Genomic DNA, 24,784 nt, shown 5'->3' with positions numbered 1-24,784 from the left:
ACGAGGCTCGACATGCAATCAGCGGTCCCTCGATGCGTTGCCGTCCCTACGGGGGCCAGTCTGCATCGCGTCGTTCTCTTGAACCCTTCAAGTCCTGAAGCACTTCCGTATCTCCCCTCCTGATGAGGGGGGTGCTAAAGAACATCGAGGCGATGCCGTAGTTCATAGGTGTCGAACTCGGGGAGAATAATAATGGGACTTTTCGGCAAGGTTGCTGCCCTAAGCAGTGGCCTGAAGGACAAGGTCGTAGCGGCGGCAGAGGAAGCGGAACTCGGAACGAAGCTCGTCAACCTCAAGGACAAGGCCTCAGACCGCGCCTCCGACTACCTGGCAGCCGGAAAGCAGCAGGCGGGAAAACTGGTCGATGCCGCGAAGGAGAAGATGGAGGACGTGGACTTCGATGCCCTGAAACGGCGGGAAACCTACGTCAACAAGTTCCATGAGTACCGTGAACTCAGCTCGGACAAGATCGCTGCTGTTTATCGCTCGACATTCGAGGTGGACAAGACTACGTCGGAGATGATCGACGGCATTCGTGGGCGGCTTCCCTCCCGTCCGAAGGACATCGATGACATCTTCGAGCAGTGCAAGCGTGAGGCTTTCCAGCGCGCGATTTCTGCGTTCTGCCTGGCCCCGGTTATGGTGGGTCTGGACAAGCAGCTTGAGGACCGTTACTCAAATCTCTCCGTCAAGTACAAGAGCTTCAACGACGAGAACGTGCTGGATGACCATCCCAACTATGCGGAATTTCAGAACGTTCGCAAGAATACCGAGTTCCTAGGTTCGGTCGACAATGGCTACAACCGCAATGCCCCGCTTCGGCCCGCCGACGCGCAAATCGATCACATTGTCTCCAAGAAGGAATACTACGAGGATTGGCTGCTTCGGCTGTCGACGAACGATGATGAAATCATCCATGTGCTGAACCACAGCGATAACTTGACCTTCGCTAACGCCTCGTTCAATGGCGGCAAAGGCAGCAAGGATTTGTTGGCCTACATGGAAAAATTTGGCACACCGGATCCAGAGGATCCGAATCTTGTCCACTTTCAGTACGACAAGGGTGGCGACGTTGTCATTAACAAGTCGGATGCGGTCGCAAAGTATGAGACCGCGAAGGAGCGCTTGCGGGAGGCACAAATGGCGGCAGCAAAGGAGATCGGCCTGACCGTAGCTAGCGCCGGTGCACGCATGGCTGCGCAACAAGTCGTCGGCTTGATCGTTATGGAGACGATCGATATCTTCGTTGACGAAATCAAGGACATCGTCAAGAACGGAAAATTCATCGATGAGAACGGCCTGCTCGCCAATATTCAACAGCGCAAGCAAAGCATCTCGGAGAAGCTCGCGAATCGATTCGAGGAGCGCCAGATCTGGTCTCGGGCCAAGGCAGCAGGCATCGACGGAGGCGTCGCCGGCGCGCTTAGCGCGATTCCTCAGATTCTTATCTCGTTGATCATCAAGATGCCGGCGTTCGTTCTTTCGATGATCCGGGAATGCACCCTGTCGGTTGTCAGGTCGGTACGCGTGCTTTTGAGCGACGACGAGAATAAGTTCGACAGCATCAAGGTCGTGATGCTTGGAACGGCCACCGGCGTGCTGGGCGCCTACGTGGGCAACGTGATTTCCAAGGCGATCGCTCCCGTTCCGATGCTCAACGTCTTCAACAGTCAGGTCACCGAGGTACTCAGTGGCGTGGTTGTGACGGCGGTACCGCTTGGCGCGATCTATGTATTCGATCAGAACAAGGCGAAGCTCGCTTTTTCTGTGATCGGCCGCAAGGCGACGCCGTGACAGGCCTGCGGCTTATTCACGGGGCGCCTTGTGGTTCAACGCTGCGTTGGTTGTTGCGCAGGGTCAAGCGCGGCTGGGATGGGGCCTTCAACACAAGCGACCTCGCGGTGACGTCGCTACGGGCTGAACGATAGGGATCGACGAGGTAATGGAATCGGACTGTTGGTGTGGCCGGGATCGCTGTGCCGCAAGCTCGAAATCGAATGGCACACACCAACCCCCTGATCAAAAAAACCCGGGCCGTCCTCCGACGCCCGGGCGAGTACTACAGGGGCACTGCAAATCAAAAAAATCAGTCCAGCTTGATCCCTACTGTCTTCACGACCTTGTCCCATTTCTGGGAATCGCGGTTCACGAGTTGGGCGAATTCCACCGGGCCCAGTGCGCTGGGTTCCATGCCCTGCTTGGTGATGGAATTGCGGACCGAGGGGGTTGCCACTACCGCGGCGATTTCCTGGGCGAGGCGCTTCACGGTCGGCATGGGCGTGCCGCCGGTGGTGAAGACCCCATACCAGGACACCACTTCGTAGCCCGGCACGCCAGACTCGGCGATGGTCGGCACGTCCGGCATGGTTTCCACGCGCTTGGCGCTGGTCACCGCGATGATGCGGACCTTGCCGGAGTCGGCGCCGGCCTTGGCCGACGGCAGGCTGGCAAACGTCATCTGCGCCTGACCCGCCATCACGTCCTGCATGGCAGGCGCGTCGCCGCGATAGGGGATGTGGGTGATGGCCACGCCGGCCATGCTCTTGAACAGCTCCGCGGACAGGTGCGAGATCGTGCCGTTGCCCGGCGACGCGACATTCAGCTGGCCCGGATTGGCCTTCGCATAGGCCAGCAGCTCCTGCACGGTCTTCACCGGCAGCGCGTTGTTCACGACCAGCGCGTTGGCGGACTTCGCCACCAGCGAGACCGGCTGCACGCCTTTGACCGGGTCATAGGGCAGCTTGCTGTAGACCGACGGGGCGATAGCCTGTCCGCCCACCGATCCGAGCAGCAGCACCGAGCCGTTCGGCGTGGCGCGTGCCATTTCCGCGGTGGCGATCGTGCTGCCGCCGCCCGGCCGGTTTTCCACCACCATGGTCTGCTTGGTGTTCAGCTGGAACTGCGTGGCGACGACGCGAGCGATGACATCGTTGCCGCCTCCGGGCGCGAAGCCGACCAGCATGCGGATGGGCCCGGGAGGCAATTCCTGGGCGACGGCTTGTGTGGCAGCGAATGCCAGTACGACAGCGGGAACGATCTTGAAAAATGCCATGGTTTGTCCTCGTAGATGGGTGGAATCCTCTCAGGATGTCGCTGCTGCACTGGATCGTTGCGGCACCTTGGGCGCGGGCGGAGCTTCGATATGCCCCGACGCTTGTCGCTTGCGGTGCTCGCTTTCTAGTTGTGTTGCGCCGTACCGCAATGCAGTCCGGCGACGCGTTCTTCGACGCGATAGTTTCCTGGTGGCGTTGGCCAGCCGCACCTGCATGCCGGGCACGCTGGCCATCACCCCTTACTTCTTGAAACGCACGACCGCCTCGCGCGATGCCGGGGTCTGCGGCAGCGTAGCGATTTCCCCCAGCGTCACGGGCTTGGTCGGGAAACGCAGCCGGTAGTAGCCCACGTCGCGCGGATGGCGCTGCTGCTCGTCGGCGATCAGTTCGGTCACCGTCAGACCGCAGAACCGGCCCTGGCAGGGGCCCATCCCGCAGCGCAGGAATGCCTTCATCTGGTTGGGGCCCTGGCAGCCGATGCGGGCGGCATGCCGTACTTGCTCGGCGGTGGCCTCTTCGCAGCGGCAGACGATGGTGTCGCCCACCGGGCGGCGGAACTGCGCCGCCGGGCGGTACAGCACCTCGAGGAATTCCCGGCCCCGCGTAGCGCGTGCGAGAGCAGCCTGATGCGGTGCGGCCTCGCGGTCGCGGGCGGCGGTGTCGATGCGTCCCAACGCCGCGGCGACATGCACGGCCGCGATGCGCCCGCGGTGCTCCGCTGCCATCGCGCCCGCGATGCCCGCGCCGTCGCCGGCGATGCTCAGTTGCGGCACCGAGGTCGCGCCCCAGGCATCGACGACCGGTTCCCAGCAGTCCTGCAGGTCGTTCCACGCATGCTCGGCGCCGACAGCGCGCGACAGGTTGGTATTCGGGACCACGCCCTGATGCAGCAGCAACTGGTCAACGGCCATCGAACGGCTCTGGCCGCCCGCGGTATATCGCACTTCGGCCAGCTGGCCATTAGCGCCGGCCAACGCCTCCAGCGCGGTGACGCCGCTGACGATGGGCACCGCCTTGCGGACCGCGCGCATCAGCGTCAGGCCCTTGCCAAGGTAGGGCGATCGCAGGAAGCTCCAGGCATGAGGCAGCGCCTGCAGCCATTGGCTGCTTGCCGTGGTTTCGAGAATGGCGTCGAGCTTCACGCCCGCATTCAGGTACTGATAGGCCAGCAGATAGAGCAGCGGTCCGCCGCCTGCGAGCACGGTGCGTCCTTCCGGCACGACGCCCGAGGTCTTGAGCAGGATCTGCCCGGCCCCTGCGGTGATGACGCCCGGCAGGGTCCAGCCCGGGATCGGGAAAGGCCGCTCCTGTGCGCCCGTGGCCAGGATGATGTGCCGGCAATGCAGCAGCGAGGCCTGCGGTTCTTCCCCACCCTTGGACACGGAGTAGGCGACCTCGAAGCCCGCCGGCTGGCCGCCGGCCTGCGGCTCGAGTCGATTGATCGACCACACGGTGGCCGAGGACAGATAGCGTGCGCCGCTGCGTGCAAAGGGCTCCAGCAGTTCCAGGCCGTGCCAGTAGTCGGCGCCGAGGATGTTGCGATCCTGCACCGGGGTACTGCCGACCGCGCGATAGATCTGGCCGCCCGGCGCGGGCTGCTCGTCGATCAGTGCGGTGGCAAGGCCGAGGCCGGCGGCGCGGGTGGCCGCAGCCAGGCCGGCGGGGCCAGCGCCCACCACCAGCAGGTCGTACTGCGGGATCTCGGCGGAAATGGAAGCCATGTCGGAGGCCATGTCCGATGCCATATCGTTCATACCGCCACCTCGCGCGCGCCCAGCTGGCGCTGCACCGTCATGCCATCTCGCACCGGCGTCATGCACGCCTGTTGATTGGGCCGTCCGTCGATGCGCACCAGGCAGTCATAGCAAACGCCCATCATGCAGAAGGGACCACGCGCCGCGCCCGACACGGCGGTGTCGCGACAGGCCTGCACGCCGGCCGCGAACAGGGCCGCCGCGACGCTGTCACCCTCGCGGCATTCCAGCGCGACGCCGTCGACGATGACACGCACCGTGCGGCCGGCAGCTTGCACGACGGGTGCATCAAGTCTTCTGAACATGAAATCTCCGGGTCGAAAAAGTGTCCAGCTCGGGCGCCAACGCGCCGGCGGCGATCATGGGGGCGAGCGTCATCGCATGCGTGGCGGCCAGCGTCACGCCGCTGTGGCACGTCACCAGAAAGGCCCCGGGGTGGCTGGCCGATTGTTCGTAAACGGGGAAGCCATCCTGCGCGCGCACGCGCAGGGCGGACCAGGCGCGCACCGCACGCACCTCGCGCAGCGCCGGCAGCGTGCGCACCGCGCGGTCGGCCAGCGTGGCGAGGATCGGCAACGTGGTCACGTGGTCGGCGTAGCCTGCATCCTCCTGCGAGTCGCCCACCAGCCAGCTGCCTTCGTCGTTCTGGCGCAGGGTCACCATCGGGGTATCGAGCAGGCGGCGCGTGCGCTCGAGCACCAGGATCTGGCCGCGCTGCGGCGCCATCGGGAGATGGGTGCCGACCATGCGGCCCAGTTCGCCGTTGCGCAGCCCCGCGGCCAGCACGATCTTGCGGGCGCGCACGCTGCCCTTGGGCGTGTCCAGCACGAAGTCGCCGTCCGACAGCTGCGTGATGGCCGTTACGCCGTGATGGGGGAGGTAGCGCACGTCGCTCTGGCTGAAGGCGACATGGAATGCGCGCAGCAGCTTCAGCGGGTTGACGATGCCGTCGTGCGGGGTCCAGATGGCGCCGGTCACGTCGGGGCCGAGCCCGGGCACCAGCGAGGCCGCCTGGTGATGATCCAGCAGCTTCCATTCGTAGGGCTCGACGCCCGGCTGGGACATTAGCTTGTTGACCCAGGCCAGGCGCGCTTCGATCTCGTAGTCGCCCATCAGCGGGGTCAGCCCGCCTTTCTGCTCGAGCGCCACGTCGATGCCGGTTTCCGCCAGCAGTTTTGCCGCCAGTTGGGGCCACAGCCGCACGGAGCCCAGCGTCCAGCGGCTGTAGGCGCCCATGCCGTAGCCCTTGCTCTGCAGCCAGACCAGGCCAAAGTTGCCGCGCGAGGCGCGCAGGGCGACGTCGCCCTCGTCAAGCACGGCGATGGAGCTGACGCTGCCGCGCAGGCCATAGGCCACCGCGGAGCCGACCAGGCCGCCGCCGACGACGGCGACATCGAACGTCGGATGTTGGGAGGGGGTGGAGGCGTTGCCCATTCAGCACGCCCTCGCGCGGGTCGGGAACGGGCCTTGGGCCCTGTCAAAAGTCATGTGGGGACTCGCAAATATCGCGGCAGCCCTGGGCCGGAATCGTGGCGCCGGGCCGGTGTTGCCAATGCGAGCGAGTATGCGCACCGACCCCCGATACGCGCAAATACCAATTCGTGCGGTACCTATACGAAAAGCTGATGGGGTCTGACGTGGCGTCTGAGGTGGGATCTCAATCGGCCAAGCCTTCGATTTCCGCGTCGATGACCTCGCGCAGCCGCGCGATAAAGCGGTCCACCAGCAGATTGGCCGGCCGATTGCGCGCCAGCAGCAGATAGCTGACGAAGGGCACGCGGGGCTCGAATGGCCGCACCACGATATTGGTGTGCCGGTACATGCGGGCGACCAGCGGATTGACGATGCCCACGCCCAGCCCAAGACCGACCATATTGCAGATGGTCGCGCCATAGGGCGTCTCGAAATGCATCACCCGGCGGTCGTCGCCGGCGAAGGCGGCATCCACGGCGGCGCGCAGCCCATCGCCATGGGCCATCGAGATGAACGGTTCGCCGGCGAGGTCGGCCGGCGTGATGACCTCGCGGGCCGCAAGCCGATGGCCGGGCGGCAGCACGCAGCAGCCGAACAGCTCGGCTACCGGATGCGCCTCGGTCACGGCGGCAGTGGGCAAATAGGAAACCAGTCCGAGCTCGCAATGGCGGTTGCCGACCTGCTCGGCCACGAGCTGCGTGCTGCCGGTTTCCATGGCGACGTAGACGTCGGGATGGTCCGCATGAAAGCGTTGCAGCACCAGCGGCAATACCGTCATCGCCAACGAGGGCACCGTGGCGATGCGAAGGCGGCCCGCCCCGAACTGGCGGATATTGCGTGCGGCATCCTTCAGGGCCTCCAGCCCGACGAAGGTGCGATCGACCTCGCGCAGAAAAGCCAATCCTTCTTCCGTCGGCGCGAGTCGTCCGGCATTGCGAGTAAAGAGCGTCAGGCCGGTGGAAGCTTCCAATTGGGAGATCAGCCGGCTGACATTGGGCTGCGACATGAACAGTTCGTTGGCCGCGGCCGTCATGGAGCCCGTGCGCATTACCGCGCGAAAGGCATAGATTTCCTTGAATTTCATACCGAATCGATGAAGGGCGGATTCGGCGAATACTAACGTTGTTTGCCCCGGGAGGCCGCAGCGAGGGCTGGGGCGGCCATCGGAATCGGCACCACGCACCAAAGGAGGCGATGGGCAGTAACCATCTGTCAGGCAGAATCGCGCGTCATTGCGAACGGCGGCCCGCAAAAAAAGCCCTGCTGAACGATGGTCCAGCAGGGCTTTTATCGGGCGACGTTGGGGCGGTCGATCAGCGCTTCGCAGCCTGATCACCCTTCGCGTACACGCGTTCACCCGCCACCCAGGTCTCCAGCACCTGGATTTTCCAGATGTCGGCCGGTGCGACCTTGAAGAGATCGCGGTCCACCAGGATGAAGTCGGCCCACTTGCCCGGCTCGAGCGAACCCAGCGTCTTTTCCTGATGCTGCGCGTACGCGGCATCCATCGTGAACGCGCGGAACGCCTGCGGCAGCGTCATCGCTTCCTCGGGGTGCCAGCCCTTGATGGGCCGGCCTTCATGGTCGGTGCGCGTGACCGCGGCGTGCAGCCCGTAGAACGGGTTGGCCGATTCCACCGGGAAATCCGAGCCGCCCGCGATCACGGTGCCCTCCTTCAGGAAGGTCTGCCAGGCATAGGCGCCCTTGATGCGCTCCTTGCCGATGCGGTCTTCCGCCATGTTCATGTCGCTGGTGGCGTGGGTCGGCTGCATCGACGCGATCAGGTTCAGCGTCTTGAAGCGCGGGATATCGGGCAGCGAGACCACCTGTGCGTGCTCGATCCGATTGCGCAGCTCGCGGCCGCCCACGTCCTTGTAGGCGACTTCCATCGCGTCGAGCACCTGATGGTTGGTCTTGTCGCCGATCGCATGCACATTGACCTGGTAGCCGGCCTTCAGCGCGGTCTTCACGCTGGCCTGCATCGCGGCATCGCTCATGAACAGCAGGCCGCTATGCGCGTGATCGTCAGTGTAGGGCTCCATCAGCGCGGCGCCACGGCTGCCCAGCGCGCCGTCGCCGTAGAGCTTCACGGCGCGCAGATCGTAGCGGTCGTTGCCGTAACCGATCAGCGGGCCTTTCGCGGACAGCGTCTTGAAGTCCTCGCCCGTGTCGCGAATCATCCCGTAGATGCGCGTGGTGAGCTTGCCCTGGTCGGCGAACTCGCGATAGATGCGATCGTCGGCAACGGTCACGCCGGCATCGCCGACAGAGGTCAGGCCCAGCGCGTTCAGGTGAGCGACGGCGGCGGCCAGCGCGGCACGGCGATCGTCGTCGGAGTAGGGCGGGATCACGTTGTTGACCAGCGCCATGGCCTTGTCGATCAGCACGCCGGTCGGATTGCCGTTGGCATCGCGCTCGATGCGGCCGCCGGCCGGGTCCTTGGTGTCGCGCGTGATGCCGGCCGCCTGCAACGCCTTGGTGTTCAGCCAGGCCGCGTGGCCATCGACGCGCACCAGGCGCACCGGACGGTCCGACACCGCGGCATCGAGCTCGGCTGCGGTCGGGAAGCGGCCCAGCTTCCAGTTCACCTGATTCCACCCATAGCCCAGCAGCCACTGGCGCTGCGGATTCTTCTGCGCGTAGTCGCGGATCTGGCCCTGCGCTTCCTGCAGGCTCCGCGTCCCCGACAGCGAGATCTCGGTCGTCTTGAAGCCCAGCCGGAACACATGGCCGTGGGCATCGATCAGGCCCGGCAGCAGCGTCTTGCCCTGGCCGTCGATGCGCTTGGCATCGGGATACTTCGCGCGCAGCGCGGCGGCATCGCCGGTCTCCAATACCTTGCCCTGATCGAACACCAGGCCGCTGAAGGTGACGATCTTGTCGTTCTGCAGCGTGTAGCCCAGAACGGACTGCACCAGCGTGGGAGCGGCGTGCGCGTGAACGGCGGCCATGGCGGCCAGCGCGAGCAGACTCGTGCGGATGGACTTCTTCAAGGTGACTCCTTGTTGTTGTGCTGTTTTTTTATGGTGTGTTGATGACGCCCGGGACGGCGTCGAACGCTGGCAAGCGCCGCGTGTCGTTTACCGACCGGCGGTCGTCCTTCTACCGGCCGATATGACGCGCGGCATCATAAGAGAAAACTGCGGTGCGGGAAAGGGCGAGGGGATGCCTGAGGGAATGTCTGAGGGAATGCCTGAGTTAGTGCCCGAGTGAATGCCGGGGCGCGAATGCCGGGGCCCGAATGCGATGCGCGAATGGCCGAGGCGCGAATGGCCGAGGCGCGAATAGTTGGCGCGAATGCTGGACTTGGAAACGCAGTACCATCGTCATACCACGCGCCATGGAGCAGGGCATGCAGTTTCTCTGGCCACAAATGCTCTGGCTGCTGCTGGCTCTCCCCTTGCTGGCAGCCGCCTACCTCTACGTGATTGCGCGGCGCAAAAAAGCCGCCTTGATGTACGCCAGTATTGCGCTGCCGCGGGCCGCCCTCGGCCGCAAGCAACGAGTGCGGCGCCACATCCCGCCGTTCCTCGTCTTGCTGGGGCTTGGCGTCGCCCTGCTGGCTTGCGCCCGCCCTACGGCCACCCTCACGCTGCCCGCCGACACCGTCACGGTGGTACTCGCGATGGACACCTCCCGCAGCATGGCAGCCGCTGATGTGGCACCCACCCGAATCGCCGCCGCTCAGCACGCCGCGCGCGATTTCATCATCGGCCTGCCGGCCAGCGTGCGCCTGGGCATTGTGTCCTTTGCCGCCACCGCGACCGTAGTGCTCTCGCTCACCGAGAGCCGGCAGGACATGCTCGACGCGATCGATCGCTTTCAACTCCAGCACGGCACGGCAACCGGCAGCGGACTGATCCAGGCGCTGGCGGTGCTGTTGCCCAACGATGGCATCGACCTGGAATCGATTATTTTCGGCGGCGAGTCGCTTGCCCCGGGATCCGGCGGCAGATCGCTGTCAGAAGCCGCCGCCGCGGAGGCCGTCCGCAATCGCGAACAGGAGCAGCCCTCGGCGAGCCCCGGCTCCTATCGGCACGGCGCAATCATCCTGCTCAGCGATGGCCGCCGCACCACCGGCCCGGACCCTCTCGACGCGGCACGCATGGCCGCGCAGCGCGGAGTCCGGGTCTACACCGTGGGATTCGGTACGCCGCTAGAGGAGGGCGCAGCGCCGCCCGGGATTTCTTCGCCTGTGCAATTGGATGAGGCCACCTTGCGGCAGGTTGCGATGCTGACCGACGGGGAGTACTTCCAGGCCAGTTCGGCGGCTGATTTGACGCAGGTCTATCGCCGGCTTACCAGCCGGTTTGCGCTGGAGCGGAAGGAGGTGGAGGTTAGTGCGTTGTTGGCGGCGGGGGCGGTGGTGTTGCTGGTGGTGGGGTGTGGGTTGTCGGTGGTTTGGTTTCGGCGGTGAGGGGGAGAGTTGGCAATCGGTTGGGCTTCGGAGAGGTCGCCCTTGATGACCACTAGCGACCCTTCTGCGACATTCACGCTTTTCTCTGCAACCGGCTGCGTGTAGGACGAGACCTGTTCTGCAGAGGCCGATATTCGATTGATGCCGCGCCGTGCTGGCGTCCGCATGGATTTGCCAGGTGAGGTCAATGTGTCGCCACAGGGCGCACAAAGGCGGTGCGCCCCAAAGGTCGTCGCGCTGGCTTGAGTGGGACAGACCCGGGGAAAATGGCGGTCGCCGCGAGGCCCAATTAACTTGCGCGATTCCGCAAGCGCGGTGGTCTCGAACTGGTGTGCATTCCGGGTGCCGGCTGCGATTCGCAAGGTGATCTACCAAACCACACGTCTTCTGAGGCAGTTGTGGCCCAAGAGGTGCAGAGCACAACGGCGACGAGCCGGCACGGCGAGACGCAGGGGACTTTATGGGGGCGAGGACGCCAAGATCGATAGCGGCCGTCGACCGCTCAGAGGTTGATCGGCGGCCCCTGGCCGCACGCCGCGCGGCGTGCCCTCCGAGCCTCGGTGAGCGCGACTACACGACGCTAGAGCCAGGTCGCGATCGCTTCCACGCACCGTTCTATGCCTTCCCTGCCCTCCGAGTATGCGCTGACAACACCCACACCGAAGGTCTCCCACGTCTCGCGTTGCTCGAGTGAATCGACATTTGACGCGCCAGGTAACAAAAGAAGAGACAATTCGGGACGACGACCATCCAGAATGAGGGAGTCGTGGTAAATGTGCGCCGATGCCATCGCTTCTAGCACATTGGTTTTTCCGCTGCGATATTTTGCATCAAGAATCAGCATCCTGTGTGTGCTTCCTCTGGACGCTACAAGTACAATGTCAGGACGCCGCTCTCCAGACAAACTCCACGCTTCTCTCTCGCTTCCTATCCCGTTGGAGCGAAACGTCGCCTGGAACAGCAGTTCAAGCTCGTCACCATTAGGCAGTCGCGCAGCCAAGCTAAGTTCAGGTGATACATTGAAACACGATTTTCTCGGCTCCAGCCTGACGCCCAACCGCGATTCCAGTGCGTTGGCCAAAGCCACATAACACCATGTTTCATAGACGCCCCATGAAGGACTGACATGAAGATGTTCCGCCGAAGCATGGTCTTCAACGCCAAGACGCAGGGCCTCCGTACCAGTGCGAAAGGCACGCGAATAGATGGGATTCGCGGCGATCTGCGTCAGGCCGGCTGCGGTGATCTCGGGCTTGTCAACAGCCCGAAACGGGTAGCGGCTTAGCAAACGTCCTACGTTCGCATCCAGAGAACGAAGAATGGTCAGACGCCGATTGCGTCGCCGGAGTGCCTCGGCATGGGACAGTTCTCCACAGTCGGACATAACCCATGATTCCAGCCCAATGATGGCCCGTCTGAATCGATTGAGTAGCGCATATATAGCCCGGTTCGCCGCAGTATCGACTGTCGCAACAGGTACGTGGGTATGCAACCGGATGGCATCGACACGCTCGTGTTCGGACAGCCGCCCCGTAGCCAACGCGACGATACGGCTGTCGCGCCGTGCAGCCACAGGCAGCCGCTTCATCCGCGCCAAGGGTAGTAGTTGCCTCATTGGCTTGAGCTTTACATGTGGTATGCGCGTGATCGATTCCACGAAGTTCAGAAAAGGGCTGCCATGCCGCTTCACGCGCTCCCAACGAACGAGGTTGTCGAATTTGCCGCTCATCCCGGCGTTGCCGAATCCGAGACAGGCGGAAGCATGCCCCAGAAGGAGCCGCTGATCGAATCGTCGGATGGCGTCAATCATCGACGAGTACTGGGCGGTCTGGAGTTTGCTGCTTGCCGGATTGACTTCAAGATAAAACGGAGTTTCTGCCCCCTTCCGGTCGACAGAAATGAGTTCGACGCGACCAGCAAAAAAGCCGGACGTCCACGTGAAATATTCACCGTGCGCTTCCGTCAACGGCACATCGTCCACATAGAGATGTGTTGCGCCGCTGACCTTGAGGAGATAGGAGGCGTCCTCCCTCAGACCGGAAATCAGCCCTCTCGGACCGATGCGGCCCAACTCTTCGCTAGTCGGGTCCGTGGTATGAATGACGAGGTGCTGCCGCGACTCCATTTTTATCGCCAGAACCGGGTCGAGCCGGCCTCATTCAGATCACGCAGCATGTCCTGTACTTTACTGGCGCATCTGGCCAGGCCATGCTCCTGGCAAATGGCCTGAGTGTGAGACATTGCTCTGGTTAGGCGATCAGAATGTTCGCCGCGCAACTTCGGTAACACCTTCGCGTATAGGACATCATCTAGCGCCTTATTGAAATCGACGCCCAATTCTTGTGTGAAAACAAGGTAACTCACGACATCATCTATTGTCCGCAATCCGAAGTGCAGACGCACCGGTTCGAGCGCCTCCATCAACTTCCTGAGGACACCTTTGACTTTATTTCGGACTTCTTCGGACACGAGGTTTGACCACTTAGGGTAGCTCTCGGGGTCGATCTTCCAGAATTCCAAGGTGTATGCGCGGTCGAGGACCTTGTCCGAGAGGCCATGAGTGGTCTCGTCCATGTTGACGGTACCGATGATGGCAAGGTTCGCGGGATATCGAATCTGACTCGGCACACCGACGACATCTTCATCCATCTGATGGAGGTCGATCACGCCCTGAGTTTCCATCGCGGACAGGATCGGGGCGAGATATTGTTCGGGATGCGACAGGTTCATTTCGTCGAGAACAGCGACGTACGGGCTCGTCGGATTCTCCGCAGCTCGCAGGAGAAGATCTAGGAAAGGCGTCCCGTCATAGACGTTCTGCAGAAGTGTGTTCATCTGTCCAAGCAGGGGAACCGTGTCGAACCAGCCTGGCTGGATTGGAAAAACCTTCACGCTTTCCTGTCCGGCTCGCTGCGGTCCGCACAGCGCCAGCGCGTAGTTGAGCGCGAGTTGAGTTTTTCCTGATCCTGACAAGCCAGCCATCACCGCGAAATGACGTACGGGATGAAACCACAGGCCACCGTGCAATTGCTCGATGAGGCCTTTGTCCCAGTTGAAGTTGCCGGCTGCAGCTTCGGCAAGACGCGATTGCAGCGTTGCCCAAGCAGGAAGGGTGAGCTTCGCATCCACCTCCTCCTGGATTTCGATCACTGTTTCGGCAACCTTGGGAAGTGTTGGCGGGTCCCACGTGATGAGATCATTCCATTGGTGGCCCTCAGCCGTTAGGGCGTAGCCGCTCGCGGGCTGGTAAGAGATGACCTGTAGGCTTATTAGCCAGCTCAGCAACGCTGACGGTGCAAAGCCTGTTGTCCAGCCGGGGTTCACGGTCTGCAGTATCGCGATGAGCTCAGCTTTGGACTTCGAGCCTGCCGCCAAAGTGCGAACGACGTAGTCGACACCCAAAATCTTCGTCAGAAGCTGGTCAGCCAATTCCTTAGGATCCTGAGAATCGAGTAAGTTGACGCCGCGAGCGGAAAGCTGATAAACGGAACCATTGCGCTTACAGAGGTCGAACTCTCGCATGACGACGTTGATGATCGTCCGTATGCTGCCGTCCACCAATGTCGGATTCGACTCGCGAATGAGGTCGCGAAAATCCTCCTCGCTTAGACCATCGCCACTCAGCGTCGGCAGGTATCCTAGGAGCGTCTGGAAGTAGCCTTTGATGGCAGTGAGGCCCTTACGGCGCAGCATGGCCGGCAATGGGACCAGGCCGTCTTCGCGAACGGCCTCCGACCGCGCAACGACAGGTTCCTTCTCATCGGTGATGCGCTCGTAGAGAAACCACGACAGACACATTTGCTTCACACTGTCCATCGTTCCTGGTTCGGCCGGGCCAACGATGGCTTTAATCATCCCACGAATAGCCACATGCATGTGAATGACATGGGCTCGCCCTTTGCCTCCCAGTGCGCGGTAAAGCTCGGTGAGCTTTCCCTCGTCTGCCAGCGTGGTAAAGAAGTCCGGAAACAGTGCGGACAACGCCCGGTTGATCTTGAGCAGTGGCCGCTTTCCGCACAAGGTGCGAAATCTGGCTGCAACTTCGTCGTGCAATTCAATAAGCCGCGCCGTTGCCTCGTCCGGGTCCGATGGAAGAGGCCTGGATGCATTCTCCGAGAACCAGGCCACGAATTCTCCATCATCGATCGCCGGCGCCACGCTGATGGTACACATGCCTGTGGCCGACACGTGGTCAGAATCGAACAAAGTTCTCAGAAAATCTTTGTTCTGGAGCTGGCCAGCGGATGCGCCGCGCGTGCCGATCAGATGGCGAATGCAACCTTGGAATCCAGGTTTGGACCGCCCATGTCGGCGGCGTCTTATACAGAGACTCGATATCCGCCTGAAAGGCGGTTTGATTCAGGAGTTTCCCTGTTACTTTCGTCTGCCCCACTTCAGGAGGACTCTCTACAACGGGATTGCTATTGGAAAGAGCTTGCTCCGCATCTACAATGCTCAGGAACTCCGCAAGAGTGCCGTCGAAATTACGAAGAACATCTCTCCCTGCCAGAATAGAAGAAACAGAGAGCTTCATCGTTACGGAGTTACCGTCAGCGGTCCGGCTCACGCGCAATAAACGTTTTGCTGGTTCGATGCCATTCGATAGCCAGATCGACCACCCATCGCTTCGTGGCTCCACTTTCAATTCCGGCCGCTGTGCCATGACACCGGCAACAATTTCGTCGAAGATCATAAATCACCTTAGCTTCCGCAATACCTGGCTTGAAACACGTCTGAAGGCGGCCGAGTGTCTGCGCCGGACTTCGCAAGTCTCGAAATTGTACTCGCCAAAGTGTCATCAATTGCGTGCTGCATCGTTAAGGTGATGAATCTAACGTTCGACTAACAAGAGAGTGTTTACGTGGGCAATTAAAGCCATTCGGGGATTTGGCGACTAACACACCAAAACGCTTGATCCTACTAATCCTCTCGGGAAGGCAACGCAGGCGCATCGCCATAACATCTCGGTGGCCGTCGCCGAGTCGTAGGAAAACCGGAAGTCGCCCGCAAACGCGATGCGCACAACAAGGTGCACGTGAGCTCGCCGGACGGGATCACGACGAGTTCTGCGAAGCACCAAAATAGGGGTTTTGCGCGCCGCGACATTAATGATGGCCCGGGCGGCAACCGACATATCACATTCAGGACCGCCATGAAAGCGCCTCACATAAAGAAGCGTGCTCTACCGCAGCCTGGGTGCACGAAGGCCGCCCCTATCCTTTCCGTGCTGTGGGCAAGTGAGCGCGACGGTCGCGCGAAGAACTGTACAGAGCCCTACGAAGCGGCAAGTATCCTCACGTTGCGCATCGGGCCGATGTCGGGGTTGATCGGCCGGTCGAATGACCGCTGCCTGGCTCAGGTGAACGTCTCTTCACGGCCAAAGGCGACAGTACCGGCCAGCACATAAGCGTCGTCCGCAACTCCCAAAGAACAGCGGATGCATGGCCGCCAATTAGGTAGATATACCGGGGGACCCGCTCAGCGCACTCTAGTGATGCTGCGAATACGGCAGCGTCCATAGGAGTTCCTCCGCCGTTGATGCATTGATACTTCCATGTGGTCAGCTATCGCGGGTCGAAACTCAGTTCAAGTCGCGTGCCACCCGGCTCCATCACCATCGCGTGCCACTTGGGGCCGTTGCCGGACAGTTCCGGAGCAAACTCTACCTCAACGCCGGGATAAGCGCGAACACGTTCGAACAGGCCGCCGAGCGAGGACCGGTCCGGAACTTTCAATGCAAGGTGGTGAAGGCCGACAGCGTTCTTGCGGTCGAACGCCGCGAACGCGGTTGCATCCGCGACCTGCCACAGCGTGATCTTGGCTGTGCCGTCGGTGACGTACGCAGCGGGGTATGCAGGGTTGCTGCCGAATACGCGCCAGCCCAGGCATTCCGTAAAGAAGCGCGTCGAAGCTTCGAGGTTTGCAACGGTAAGGCCAATGTGGTCAATGCCCATGGTCGTGGCAGTCATCGCGTCTACTCCGTTTTTGTGTTGGCTGGCGAAGATTGTGGCATGCGCCAGCAGGCGGCTCATCCCTTGCGCAGCAAATCGACTTGCGTATATGATTCGTATATGAACCATATAGAGATACCGCAATGGGCATAGTCAATATCGACGACGATCTGCACGATCAAATCCGCAAGGCAAGCGCCGTGTCATGTCGGTCGATCAATGCGCAAGCGGCGTTCTGGATCAAGATCGGCATGCTGTGCGAAATGAATCCCACGCAGAGTTTCAATGAGATCGTGGCGGGGGAATTGCGGGCGGCTGGTGTGGTGTCGCAAGGCATCAAGGTCGCTTCGACATGACAAAGCGGCCGGAAGAAATCGCGATTCTGGCGGAGTCGGGCAGATTGTTGGCCCAGGTGTTTGCCTATCTAGACCGACTAAATCTGATCGGCATGTCTACCATGCAGGTCAACGACTTGGTCGACAGCTTCATCGTCAATGAGCTGCAAGCGCGCCCGGCGAGCAAAGGGCAGTACGGGTATGCGTACGCGCTGAACTCTTCTCGCAACAACGTGGTCTGCCACGGCGTTCCATCGACGTCGGACATCCTGCAGAACGGGGATATCGTCAACTTCGATATCACGTTGGAGAAGAACGGCTATATCGCCGATTCGAGCAAGACGTATCTTGTTGGCGAGGTGTCACCACTAGCCAAGCGGCTCGTGCAGGTTACCTACGAAGCCATGTGGAAAGGCATCCAGACTGTTCGCCCTGGCGCCCGGCTTGGCGATGTCGGGCACGCGATCGAGCGGCACGCGCGAAAGCACGGCTATTCGGTCGTCAGGGAATATTGCGGGCATGGCATCGGGCGTGAAATGCACGAGCCGCCCGAAGTCCTGCACTGGGGAAGGCCGCGAACAGGGTTGGAGCTGCGCGAAGGCATGGTGTTCACCATCGAGCCGATGATCAACCAAGGCGGGCACGCCGTCCGGACCGAAGACGATGGCTGGACGGTGGTGACGCGCGATGGCCAGCTGTCCGCGCAATTCGAGCACACGGTCGCTGTCACGGGGAACGGCGTGCGAGTCCTGACGTTGCGGGCCGGGGAGACGGTGCCGAATTTCGGCTCGTGATGGCGATGGTAGAGTGCATCGTTGTGCCAGCGCCCCCCTTTGATTCAGCAGATCGTCGACAAAGACAAGGAACGCGCCTGATGCGCGTGATATGACCATGCAGATTCCGGCAATCGTTCCCGCAAAAACCGCGCTGTTGGCCATGCACTATCAGACCGACATTCTGGCGTTATTTCCCTCGGTCGCGTCCACTTTGCTCTCCAATACGCGCAAGCTCTGTGACGCTGCGCGGGCCAGCGGCGTCAGCGTCTATTTCGCGAAGTTCCATTTCAGCCCCGGCTATCCGGAAGTCAGTCCGTTGAACAAGAACGGGCAGGGCGTCAAGAAGCTCGGTCTTTTCGTTGAAGACAAGGTTTCGCCTGAGCTCGGTCGGCGTGCCGACGAACCGATCATCATCGCCCACCGTGCCAGTGTGTTCTTCGGTACAGATCTGCAGGTGCGGCTGTCCGCGCAAGGTATCGATACGCTGATCATGGTTGGCATTGCGTCGACCGGCGTGATGCTGTCTTCGGTCGCGTACGCGAGCGATGCGGACTTCCGTCTGTTCACGGTCAAGGATTGCTGCTACGACGCGGATCAGGTCGTGTACGATCATCTCTTCTCGACAGCGTTTGAATCCCGTACGACGGTGCTTTCGCTGGCTGACGCCTTGGCATTGCTAGCCTGAGACTCCGGCGACTCAATCGGGATGGGTTCGGCGAAAACTTCGGAGGATGGACGGGAATGAGGCCGCGAACGCTGGCACAATTGCGCCTTTCTCATGAAGCATCAAAGGAATCCCCATGAAGTCTTCCCGCCATTACAACCACCGCCAACGCAAGAAGCTCCATATCGGTGAGTATCAGGAGCTGGCGTTCGAGGTGATGGCCGATGTCTCCGAGTCGGCTCGCCAGGGTGATCCCGAGGCGCTGCTCGATCGGTTCCTGCAAGAGGCGATCGAGGCGAACGGGCTGCTGATGGCGGGCGCCATCGACGATTACCAGTTGTCCGCCTATGTTCTGCTGAACGCCGCTCGCGGTTCGGTGAGCGCCGAGCAGCGCGAAGCGGTCGAGAAGTGGTTGCAGGCATCGGGCGACTTCGAGAACGTGCGCGTCGGGCCGCTGCGCGACGCGTGGTACGGCGTGGACCAGGAGTAATAGGGATAGGGCAAAGCTGCTACGGGCCGGGCGGCTAGGGTGGCCGCGTGATGGCCCGCAGCCGGAAGCGGTGAAAGCCGTATCGTCCGACGTGGAACGGCGCCGGCGTGAAGCTGCGCGCCGAGCCATGGAGGATCGACGCCGTGTTCCGGCGGCTCGAATACATCCTCGACGCGCTGGACCTCGATGGCACCCTGACCACGACGGCCGCCGGCGTTGCCGATCTTCCTCGATGCCGACGACGGCCGCTGGTGGGAGACCGCGCCGGTAGTGGAGGCGTCGCCTGCGCCTTTGAGATGCCGGAGGGCCGCAAGCGTGTGACGCACAAACTCCACCGACGATATGTCGGTGGGCGAGCTCAGCGAATACCTGGCGAAGATGCAGGCCGCGGCGGTCTCCGGCGTCTGCTTCCACGGGTTTAATTGCTTAGCAAGGAGCAGGGCTTCCGCGCGGCGAAGTGAATGAAGCCTATTACCAGGTGCTGGAGGACCCGGCGCTGGCGCGGCCGGAACACAAGTTCGTGGCGCACGGCCTCGTCGAGGACCGTACAACCTGCGATGCGCCGGAAGGCCTTGCGGCGCGGCGAAAAATGGCTCGCGTTTTTGCACCAGGCGGCATAGATCTTTGCCAGACTCGCAGCAAAGCCCCTCAAGTTGGGGGCTTTTCTTTTTTACGGTTCATGGTTGAATGCTTAGCTTCAACTATGGAGAAGTAAGAATGGGTCAAAACTCGTTGGCTTGGGGGCGCTTGACTATCGGCGCCACCCTTGATGAAACGGCGAAGAGCGCGGTGCAGAAGTTGACGACACCTGCCGCAGGGGAAAATCGGTCGCCCGGCATCGCAGTGTCCGGCATTGACGACTACACCCTTAAAGTGGAAGGCCACCGGATGGTCCTCATCGCGGAATATCGGCGCGCGGTCGACGAGAGCACCCGTGGCAGCAAGTCGCTTGTGGGCCTTATCGAGTTTCGCCGCCTCCGGGGTGATGTCCCTGAAGGCGGTCCAGTCCACACAATGTGGTTTGATTCGGAAGGCCGCCTTTCGGTGTCAGGTCAGCCGGACGATGCGGTGGACTACGTCCTTGGCAATCATGGCGACTATCATCTCGACGCGCGAAATGCCTTCTTGGAGCAGATGGCAGTTGTGCTAGATCGGCTTTTGCCGAGGATAGGCACCTCGGCGTCGTGATCGCCGTAAGATTTATTGTATCGCCCCGCCGGCAACGCCGCGCGGGGCGTTTGCTTTAGAGCCCCGGATACGACGGCGAGCGCGAGTTGATGTCGTCGACCGCATCGGAAAATCGCCGCGCTTCGTCCGCGAATCCTGCATTGCTTAGGTCGCGCAGTGTCATGCGGGCAAAGTTTTGGAACTCGCTCCCGGCACCGCTCGCAGCCCCTGCCGGCAAGTGGTCAATCAGCGCGATAGCGAAGTGCTGAAGTGCGGCGACCTGGGCCTGCAAATTCTTGATGGTTTCGTCCATGCATACCCCTTTCGTGGGTGGTTGAGAAGCTTACAGAGCTCAATTGTTCCACGACTTCGGGTTAGGCTCGTCGTCATGGTCATCTAGCCGCCGAGGAAAGGAGATCGGCAGCGATAAGTTCTGCGAGAAGCTCAGCTCTAGATAGCCGGTTCGCATCGTATAGCGCGTAAGCAAAGCCGAGCCGGGGGCATTGAAAGGTCGTACCAAGAACTAGTGCGTCTTCGGGATCGTGGCTGGCGAAGCGGAAGCACAGATCAGCGAACTGCTCGGGCCGCCAGGCATTGTAGTGCGGCCTGAGCAATGCAAGCTCGGATTCAAATACCCATCCCCGGCCTATGATCCCGTTCACGACAACGGGTCCGACGTCCGGGCGCAGGAAGGCTTCGCGTAGCTCATCATTCGTAGGGAATGGCGACGCTGAACTCATGGTGTTTGCCGATAGCGGAGAATAGCCATTATTCCATTCCGACAAATTCGTCTCGACATGACAAAAGCAAAGGACATCGACTGGGTCGCTGTCGAAGCGACCTATCGCGCCGGCACCGAGCCGGTGACCGCGATCGCCGCGAAGCACTGCATCAGCCATACCGCCATCAACAAGCGGGCGAAGGCGCAAGACTGATCCGCAATTGGGGCGCCGCCAAGCGCCCCTCCCTTTGGACAGTCCTTAGCGTTGTAGCTGGCCAACGTGGCGGCGTAAGACCTCGGTGCGAGGGGAAAGGGACATGGAATCCTATGACGGTAGATTGAACAGCGCGGAAGCGCCGAATATCAAGCCGATAAGAAACGCCCCGAAGCTTCCGTAGCCAATGATGTATCCCCACCGTTCATACTTATGAACCCGCGCGTCATCCCGCCGAAGTAACTCATTCCATGGAATTGAACCGCGCAGGAAACTTGCATAGTCATCGCGCCATTGTTCTAGCAAGTAGCCGATTAAATGCAGCGTATATGCGCGAGTAAAACCGGCATTTACCAGGCCAATAGCGAAGAACGCAATGGAAGCGACAGCAGCGCTCGAATGTCTTACCTCTGCGACGGCGCCTACGAAAGCGAGCATGCCAGCGAGCGCTCCGCCATTTACAGTTAGGAGATAACTGTGTGCGCCTTCGGATTGCGCTATAAGGATGCCATTGAGTTGGCTCCAGCGCTCATCATAGTATCTTTGAGCAGACGTCAAAGGAGTTTGACTCTGTGACATCCGGGCATCTCTCCTGCGGATCTAAAGGAGTACCGGACTACGCTCGCATAGGGCCGTGCCTACGGCGCCGTGCAGCCATAGGACGCCGGTACGGCTATTGGAATAACGTCAAGTCGACGTTATCTGGTTTGAGCTTCAAAATCAACATATCGTAGTACCAGGCCAGCGCTCCGAAACCAACCGCGAAGGTGAGGAGGGTGGCTTTCAGTCCGAGCCCCACGCGGTCGCCACCGAAAAGTGTGAATATGAACCCAAACAAGGACAGGCCAGAAAGCAGCTTACAGCCAAGGAGAAATAGACCGCGGAAGGTGCGCAGAAGGTGAAAGAGGATGGTCTTGAATGCTCGCATACGTATGGGATGGTTGTGCCGATGGTGGAATCTTCGTATCGGCACTGGGCGCAAATTTCTTTACCCCTCTCAAGAAGGGTGTTTGGTTGCCGCCAGGTGGTACTTTTCTCTCCAGAGTCCAAGGTATGCAGCAGGCTAGTCGCCACAGCCGCTACAAGTGGGTACAGCGGGTCGCAAGTACCCACCACGCGGCCCAACACCTCTCAGGATCCCCCATGTTCGACCACGTAAAATTCGGCGTTAGCAACTACACCGCAAGCAAGGCGTTCTTCCTGAAGGCCCTCGAACCGCTCGGCGTAGCCGTAGCCTCAGAGGGCCCACCGTCCTACGGCGTCGAACTTTGCCCCCCAGGCAAGCCTTCCCTGTGTATGTTCCAGACCAACGAAAAGCCGGCGCATTTGCACCTCGCCTTCAAAGCCGAAACACGCCAGCAGGTGGATGCCTTCTATCGCGCCGCCCTCGAAGCGGGTGCAAAAGACAACGGCGCACCGGGCCTACGCCCGCACTACCACCCCAACTACTACGCCGCCTTCGTCATCGGCCCCGACGGCCACAACATCGAGGTCGTTTGCCACGAGCGTGAAGCAGCAGCCTAAGCTGAGGCCAAACCTACCGCTGCACCAAATCCCTGACCCCCTGCCGGCAAAGGCTGACGAAATGCTGGGCCGCCGATGACTGGCCGCGCCCCGGGTGAAACGCCAGGATCGCGCGGAATCGGACCGCGCCGGCAAACGGAATACTCCGGAGCCCGAGGGCCAGATAGGTCCGTGCGACAAGGGGATTGGTGATCGCGAGACCGGCGCCCGCCAGCACCAGCGCGCATTGCGTATGGCTGTACGGCGTCGTCGCGACGAAGCGTGGGGCGATCTGGTGCTCAGCGAAGGCGGTTTCCAGTTGCCGTTGCGCCGGGTCGGCGGCGTCGAGGCCGATCAGCGGGGCGTCGGCCAGGTCGGCAACGCTGACTTTGGCCCTGGCGGCGAATGGGTGTGTGGCCGGCACGATGCAGACGGCCGGCACGGCGTAGAACTCGGATGCGGTCAGGCCGCTGGTGTCGACCTCATCGCCCATGAAGGCCAGGTCGAGCTCGCGTTGCAGCAGGCGCTCGCGCAGCGCGCGCGAGCTGTCTACCTCCAATCGGCAATGGCTGCGCGGATAGCTGTGCGAGAAGCTGGCGACCGCGATCGGCATCACGCTGGCGGCCATGGCATGCAGCGCGCCGACGCGCAGCATCGTGTCCTCGTGCTGGCGGAGCAGGTCGATCTTGCGCTGGACGGCGTCGAGGCCGATATAGACGCGCTCGACTTCGTCCATCAGCGCGGTCGCCTCGGCGGTCGGGACCATGCGGCCCTTGCTGCGGTCGAACAGTCGCAGCTGCGCGATCTTCTCCAGTTGCAGGACGATCTGCGTCACCGCCGGCTGGCTGATATGCAGTGCCTCGGCGGCGCGGCGCGCGGAACCGAGGCGCATGACCATGCGGAATACCTCGATCTGCCGGGCACTGATGGGCGGTTGGCCTGCGTCTTTCGCCGCCTCTTTCATAGGGACCCTATAAGTTCGTCTTATTGCAAAGCCGCAATGGCTTTGATCGCAATGGCATGCCGCGCCGTAGACTTCACCGTATGCAATCGTCGTCTATCGCCATGCCTCTCGACCATTTATCGAAGCCCCTTTCGGCCATCAACCCGACTTTCAACCCGGCACTGCACGCGCTGCAATGCATCAGTTGCGAGGCGATCTATCCCGTTTCGGATCTTCCGGAAGGTTGCCCTGCCTGTCACAGCCGGGGCCGACCCAGCAGTGTCGAAGCGGTCTACGACGCGCGAGCCTTCGATTTTGCACCAAAAAGCACAGGTTATCGCTGGGGGCACTGCCTGCCGTATCTGAATGGCGTGACGCTGGGCGAGGGCGACACGCCTTGTCTTCCGGTGCCCGCGCTGGCCGAGCTGGCTGGCGTCGCCTCGGTATGGATCAAGAACGAAGGGGCGAACCCGACCGGCTCGCACAAGGACCGCATGTCGGCCCAGGCGGTGAGCCGTGCGCTGGCGATCGGCGCGAGCGAAGTGGTGCTCGCCTCGAGCGGCAACGCGGCGGTATCCGCCGCGGCCTATTGCGCGGCGGCCGGCCTGGCGTGCGAGGTGGCGACCTATCGGGACCTGCCGCCGATCTTCGATGCGGCGCTGCGCTACTACGGGGCGAAACGCATCGTTTGCGAGACCGGTCATGCGCGGTGGCAGCATGTGCGCCAACGCGTCCGCGACGATGGCGCGTTCCCGCTGACGAACTACAGTATTCCGGCGGTGGGCAGCCCGGTGTTCGGTGTGGAAGGCTATCGCGCGGCGGCGCTTGAATGGGTGCACCAGGGTTGCGAGCCGGACCATGTCATCGTGCCGACCGCGCGCGGCGACCTGCTGTGGGGCATCTATAGCGCGCTGCGCGATCTGGTGGCGGCACGGCGGCTGGCCCGCGTGCCGCAGCTCTGGGCGGTCGAGCCGTTTCCGCGGCTGTGGCGCGTGCTGGCCGGCGAGCCGCAGCAAGGCGATTTCTATGGCGCCACGCAGCAGTTCTCTACGGCGGGATCGACGGTGACCGCGCAGCAGGTCCTCGCGGTGACGCGCTCCGGCGGCGGCGCGGTGGTCGTGGGTGACGATGCCGCCCGCGCCGGCACCGCAGCGCTGGCCTCGGCAGGATTCTGGGTCGAGCTGTGCGCCGGGGCAGGGCTCGCCGCGGCGCAAATGCTGCGCGCCGATGGGCGCATCGATGCATCGCAATCGGTTCTTCTGATGTTGACGGCACGGGGCGATCGCGACCCCGCGCAAGGCTGACCCTTATACAGGCTGGAGT

At 61.9% G+C, this 24,784-nt stretch carries 25 protein-coding genes; 11 read left to right on the top strand and 14 right to left on the bottom strand.

The genetic code is table 11. The annotated features are described in order from the left end of the window. The first annotated feature begins 192 nt into the window (after positions 1-192). Positions 193-1,794, top strand: a complete 1,602-nt coding sequence (locus KZ686_RS17810; protein WP_265634604.1) for a hypothetical protein — start codon at positions 193-195, stop codon at positions 1,792-1,794. Positions 1,795-2,086: 292 nt separating this feature from the next. Here the strand turns inward: KZ686_RS17810 and KZ686_RS17805 are convergent, their stop codons facing one another. The 6 genes from KZ686_RS17805 to KZ686_RS17780 form a co-directional block, all read right to left on the bottom strand. Further along, positions 2,087-3,052 carry a Bug family tripartite tricarboxylate transporter substrate binding protein gene (locus KZ686_RS17805; RefSeq protein WP_226105101.1) on the bottom strand — a complete coding sequence of 322 codons (966 nt, stop codon included), beginning with the start codon at positions 3,050-3,052 and terminating at the stop codon, positions 2,087-2,089. Between the two features lie 240 nt (positions 3,053-3,292). Continuing rightward, positions 3,293-4,774, bottom strand: a complete 1,482-nt coding sequence (locus KZ686_RS17800) for an FAD/NAD(P)-dependent oxidoreductase (RefSeq protein WP_265634602.1) — start codon at positions 4,772-4,774, stop codon at positions 3,293-3,295. A gap of 29 nt (positions 4,775-4,803) precedes the next feature. Continuing rightward, on the bottom strand, positions 4,804-5,112 hold the full coding sequence (locus KZ686_RS17795; protein ID WP_150082418.1) for a (2Fe-2S)-binding protein: 309 nt from the start codon (positions 5,110-5,112) through the stop codon (positions 4,804-4,806). After that, positions 5,096-6,241 carry an NAD(P)/FAD-dependent oxidoreductase gene (locus tag KZ686_RS17790; protein ID WP_265634601.1) on the bottom strand — a complete coding sequence of 382 codons (1,146 nt, stop codon included), beginning with the start codon at positions 6,239-6,241 and terminating at the stop codon, positions 5,096-5,098. Before KZ686_RS17790 ends, KZ686_RS17795 begins: the two co-directional genes overlap by 17 nt. 223 nt (positions 6,242-6,464) lie before the next feature. Next, positions 6,465-7,364, bottom strand: coding sequence for a LysR substrate-binding domain-containing protein (locus tag KZ686_RS17785; protein ID WP_226105104.1), 900 nt, complete (start codon positions 7,362-7,364; stop codon positions 6,465-6,467). Between the two features lie 229 nt (positions 7,365-7,593). Beyond that, positions 7,594-9,273, bottom strand: a complete 1,680-nt coding sequence (locus KZ686_RS17780; RefSeq protein ID WP_265634599.1) for an amidohydrolase — start codon at positions 9,271-9,273, stop codon at positions 7,594-7,596. Between the two features lie 359 nt (positions 9,274-9,632). Here KZ686_RS17780 and KZ686_RS17775 point away from each other — a divergent pair, with 359 nt between their 5' ends. Next, positions 9,633-10,697, top strand: a complete 1,065-nt coding sequence (locus KZ686_RS17775; protein WP_265634597.1) for a VWA domain-containing protein — start codon at positions 9,633-9,635, stop codon at positions 10,695-10,697. A gap of 580 nt (positions 10,698-11,277) precedes the next feature. On the opposite strand, the gene KZ686_RS17770 is transcribed toward KZ686_RS17775, so the two are convergent. From KZ686_RS17770 to KZ686_RS17755, 4 genes are all read right to left on the bottom strand, one after another. Continuing rightward, the gene (locus tag KZ686_RS17770; RefSeq protein ID WP_226105107.1) at positions 11,278-12,822 is read right to left on the bottom strand and encodes a nuclease domain-containing protein; all 1,545 of its coding nucleotides are present in this window, start codon (positions 12,820-12,822) and stop codon (positions 11,278-11,280) included. Positions 12,823-12,824: 2 nt separating this feature from the next. After that, entirely contained in the window at positions 12,825-14,870 is a 2,046-nt protein-coding gene (locus tag KZ686_RS17765) for an McrB family protein (RefSeq protein WP_265634594.1), read from the bottom strand. 19 nt (positions 14,871-14,889) lie between these two features. Next, entirely contained in the window at positions 14,890-15,390 is a 501-nt protein-coding gene (locus KZ686_RS17760) for a hypothetical protein (protein WP_265634592.1), read from the bottom strand. Positions 15,391-16,261: 871 nt separating this feature from the next. Next, positions 16,262-16,666 (bottom strand): VOC family protein, encoded by a 405-nt coding sequence (locus KZ686_RS17755; RefSeq protein ID WP_265635275.1) that lies wholly within the window; start codon positions 16,664-16,666, stop codon positions 16,262-16,264. A 125-nt stretch (positions 16,667-16,791) separates the two neighbouring features. Here KZ686_RS17755 and KZ686_RS17750 point away from each other — a divergent pair, with 125 nt between their 5' ends. From KZ686_RS17750 to KZ686_RS17725, 6 genes are all read left to right on the top strand, one after another. Further along, positions 16,792-17,004, top strand: a complete 213-nt coding sequence (locus KZ686_RS17750) for a ParD-like family protein (protein WP_150082410.1) — start codon at positions 16,792-16,794, stop codon at positions 17,002-17,004. Beyond that, positions 17,001-17,777, top strand: coding sequence for a type I methionyl aminopeptidase (map, locus tag KZ686_RS17745; protein ID WP_226105110.1), 777 nt, complete (start codon positions 17,001-17,003; stop codon positions 17,775-17,777). Before KZ686_RS17750 ends, map begins: the two co-directional genes overlap by 4 nt. Positions 17,778-17,868: 91 nt before the next feature. Continuing rightward, on the top strand, positions 17,869-18,444 hold the full coding sequence (locus KZ686_RS17740) for an isochorismatase family cysteine hydrolase (RefSeq protein WP_407648591.1): 576 nt from the start codon (positions 17,869-17,871) through the stop codon (positions 18,442-18,444). Positions 18,445-18,559: 115 nt separating this feature from the next. Next, on the top strand, positions 18,560-18,913 hold the full coding sequence (locus KZ686_RS17735) for a YggL 50S ribosome-binding family protein (protein ID WP_226105112.1): 354 nt from the start codon (positions 18,560-18,562) through the stop codon (positions 18,911-18,913). 457 nt (positions 18,914-19,370) lie between these two features. Beyond that, the gene (locus KZ686_RS17730; protein WP_226105114.1) at positions 19,371-19,628 is read left to right on the top strand and encodes a hypothetical protein; all 258 of its coding nucleotides are present in this window, start codon (positions 19,371-19,373) and stop codon (positions 19,626-19,628) included. Between the two features lie 2 nt (positions 19,629-19,630). Further along, positions 19,631-20,101 carry a hypothetical protein gene (locus KZ686_RS17725; RefSeq protein WP_265634587.1) on the top strand — a complete coding sequence of 157 codons (471 nt, stop codon included), beginning with the start codon at positions 19,631-19,633 and terminating at the stop codon, positions 20,099-20,101. 55 nt (positions 20,102-20,156) lie between these two features. On the opposite strand, the gene KZ686_RS17720 is transcribed toward KZ686_RS17725, so the two are convergent. Further along, complete coding sequence (locus KZ686_RS17720) at positions 20,157-20,393, bottom strand: hypothetical protein (RefSeq protein ID WP_226105118.1); 237 nt, start codon at positions 20,391-20,393, stop codon at positions 20,157-20,159. A gap of 484 nt (positions 20,394-20,877) precedes the next feature. Between KZ686_RS17720 and KZ686_RS17715 the strand changes: the two genes are divergently transcribed. Further along, positions 20,878-21,015, top strand: a complete 138-nt coding sequence (locus KZ686_RS17715; RefSeq protein ID WP_226105120.1) for a hypothetical protein — start codon at positions 20,878-20,880, stop codon at positions 21,013-21,015. A gap of 111 nt (positions 21,016-21,126) precedes the next feature. On the opposite strand, the gene KZ686_RS17710 is transcribed toward KZ686_RS17715, so the two are convergent. Further along, positions 21,127-21,594, bottom strand: a complete 468-nt coding sequence (locus KZ686_RS17710) for a hypothetical protein (protein ID WP_265634584.1) — start codon at positions 21,592-21,594, stop codon at positions 21,127-21,129. A 94-nt stretch (positions 21,595-21,688) separates the two neighbouring features. Next, positions 21,689-21,943: a hypothetical protein gene (locus tag KZ686_RS17705; protein WP_226105122.1), complete on the bottom strand. Its 255-nt coding sequence runs from the start codon at positions 21,941-21,943 to the stop codon at positions 21,689-21,691. Positions 21,944-22,158: 215 nt separating this feature from the next. Between KZ686_RS17705 and KZ686_RS17700 the strand changes: the two genes are divergently transcribed. Then, positions 22,159-22,539 (top strand): VOC family protein, encoded by a 381-nt coding sequence (locus tag KZ686_RS17700; protein ID WP_265634581.1) that lies wholly within the window; start codon positions 22,159-22,161, stop codon positions 22,537-22,539. 13 nt (positions 22,540-22,552) lie between these two features. On the opposite strand, the gene KZ686_RS17695 is transcribed toward KZ686_RS17700, so the two are convergent. Further along, positions 22,553-23,416, bottom strand: a complete 864-nt coding sequence (locus tag KZ686_RS17695; RefSeq protein ID WP_265634579.1) for a LysR family transcriptional regulator — start codon at positions 23,414-23,416, stop codon at positions 22,553-22,555. A gap of 167 nt (positions 23,417-23,583) precedes the next feature. Here KZ686_RS17695 and KZ686_RS17690 point away from each other — a divergent pair, with 167 nt between their 5' ends. Then, entirely contained in the window at positions 23,584-24,765 is a 1,182-nt protein-coding gene (locus KZ686_RS17690) for a pyridoxal-phosphate dependent enzyme (protein WP_265634578.1), read from the top strand. The last annotated feature ends 19 nt before the right edge of the window (positions 24,766-24,784 follow it).

Source organism: Cupriavidus cauae (assembly GCF_026210475.1).
Lineage (GTDB): Bacteria > Pseudomonadota > Gammaproteobacteria > Burkholderiales > Burkholderiaceae > Cupriavidus > Cupriavidus cauae.
Note: the sequence above shows the minus strand (reverse complement) of the source record. Positions and strands in the feature narration are given on the sequence as shown.

Bases quoted from the DNA above. Each gene is read 5' to 3' on its own strand.
- KZ686_RS17810 (WP_265634604.1), top strand. From the start codon at position 193: ATGGGACTTTTCGGCAAGGTTGCTGCCCTAAGCAGTGGCCTGAAGGAC.
- KZ686_RS17805 (WP_226105101.1), bottom strand. From the start codon at position 3,052: ATGGCATTTTTCAAGATCGTTCCCGCTGTCGTACTGGCATTCGCTGCC.
- KZ686_RS17800 (WP_265634602.1), bottom strand. From the start codon at position 4,774: ATGGCTTCCATTTCCGCCGAGATCCCGCAGTACGACCTGCTGGTGGTG.
- KZ686_RS17795 (WP_150082418.1), bottom strand. From the start codon at position 5,112: ATGTTCAGAAGACTTGATGCACCCGTCGTGCAAGCTGCCGGCCGCACG.
- KZ686_RS17790 (WP_265634601.1), bottom strand. From the start codon at position 6,241: ATGGGCAACGCCTCCACCCCCTCCCAACATCCGACGTTCGATGTCGCC.
- KZ686_RS17785 (WP_226105104.1), bottom strand. From the start codon at position 7,364: ATGAAATTCAAGGAAATCTATGCCTTTCGCGCGGTAATGCGCACGGGC.
- KZ686_RS17775 (WP_265634597.1), top strand. From the start codon at position 9,633: ATGCAGTTTCTCTGGCCACAAATGCTCTGGCTGCTGCTGGCTCTCCCC.
- KZ686_RS17770 (WP_226105107.1), bottom strand. From the start codon at position 12,822: ATGGAGTCGCGGCAGCACCTCGTCATTCATACCACGGACCCGACTAGC.
- KZ686_RS17765 (WP_265634594.1), bottom strand. From the start codon at position 14,870: ATGTGTACCATCAGCGTGGCGCCGGCGATCGATGATGGAGAATTCGTG.
- KZ686_RS17760 (WP_265634592.1), bottom strand. From the start codon at position 15,390: ATGATCTTCGACGAAATTGTTGCCGGTGTCATGGCACAGCGGCCGGAA.
- KZ686_RS17755 (WP_265635275.1), bottom strand. From the start codon at position 16,666: ATGACTGCCACGACCATGGGCATTGACCACATTGGCCTTACCGTTGCA.
- KZ686_RS17750 (WP_150082410.1), top strand. From the start codon at position 16,792: ATGGGCATAGTCAATATCGACGACGATCTGCACGATCAAATCCGCAAG.
- map (WP_226105110.1), top strand. From the start codon at position 17,001: ATGACAAAGCGGCCGGAAGAAATCGCGATTCTGGCGGAGTCGGGCAGA.
- KZ686_RS17740 (WP_407648591.1), top strand. From the start codon at position 17,869: ATGACCATGCAGATTCCGGCAATCGTTCCCGCAAAAACCGCGCTGTTG.
- KZ686_RS17735 (WP_226105112.1), top strand. From the start codon at position 18,560: ATGAAGTCTTCCCGCCATTACAACCACCGCCAACGCAAGAAGCTCCAT.
- KZ686_RS17725 (WP_265634587.1), top strand. From the start codon at position 19,631: ATGGGTCAAAACTCGTTGGCTTGGGGGCGCTTGACTATCGGCGCCACC.
- KZ686_RS17720 (WP_226105118.1), bottom strand. From the start codon at position 20,393: ATGGACGAAACCATCAAGAATTTGCAGGCCCAGGTCGCCGCACTTCAG.
- KZ686_RS17715 (WP_226105120.1), top strand. From the start codon at position 20,878: ATGACAAAAGCAAAGGACATCGACTGGGTCGCTGTCGAAGCGACCTAT.
- KZ686_RS17710 (WP_265634584.1), bottom strand. From the start codon at position 21,594: ATGTCACAGAGTCAAACTCCTTTGACGTCTGCTCAAAGATACTATGAT.
- KZ686_RS17705 (WP_226105122.1), bottom strand. From the start codon at position 21,943: ATGCGAGCATTCAAGACCATCCTCTTTCACCTTCTGCGCACCTTCCGC.
- KZ686_RS17700 (WP_265634581.1), top strand. From the start codon at position 22,159: ATGTTCGACCACGTAAAATTCGGCGTTAGCAACTACACCGCAAGCAAG.
- KZ686_RS17695 (WP_265634579.1), bottom strand. From the start codon at position 23,416: ATGGTCATGCGCCTCGGTTCCGCGCGCCGCGCCGCCGAGGCACTGCAT.
- KZ686_RS17690 (WP_265634578.1), top strand. From the start codon at position 23,584: ATGCCTCTCGACCATTTATCGAAGCCCCTTTCGGCCATCAACCCGACT.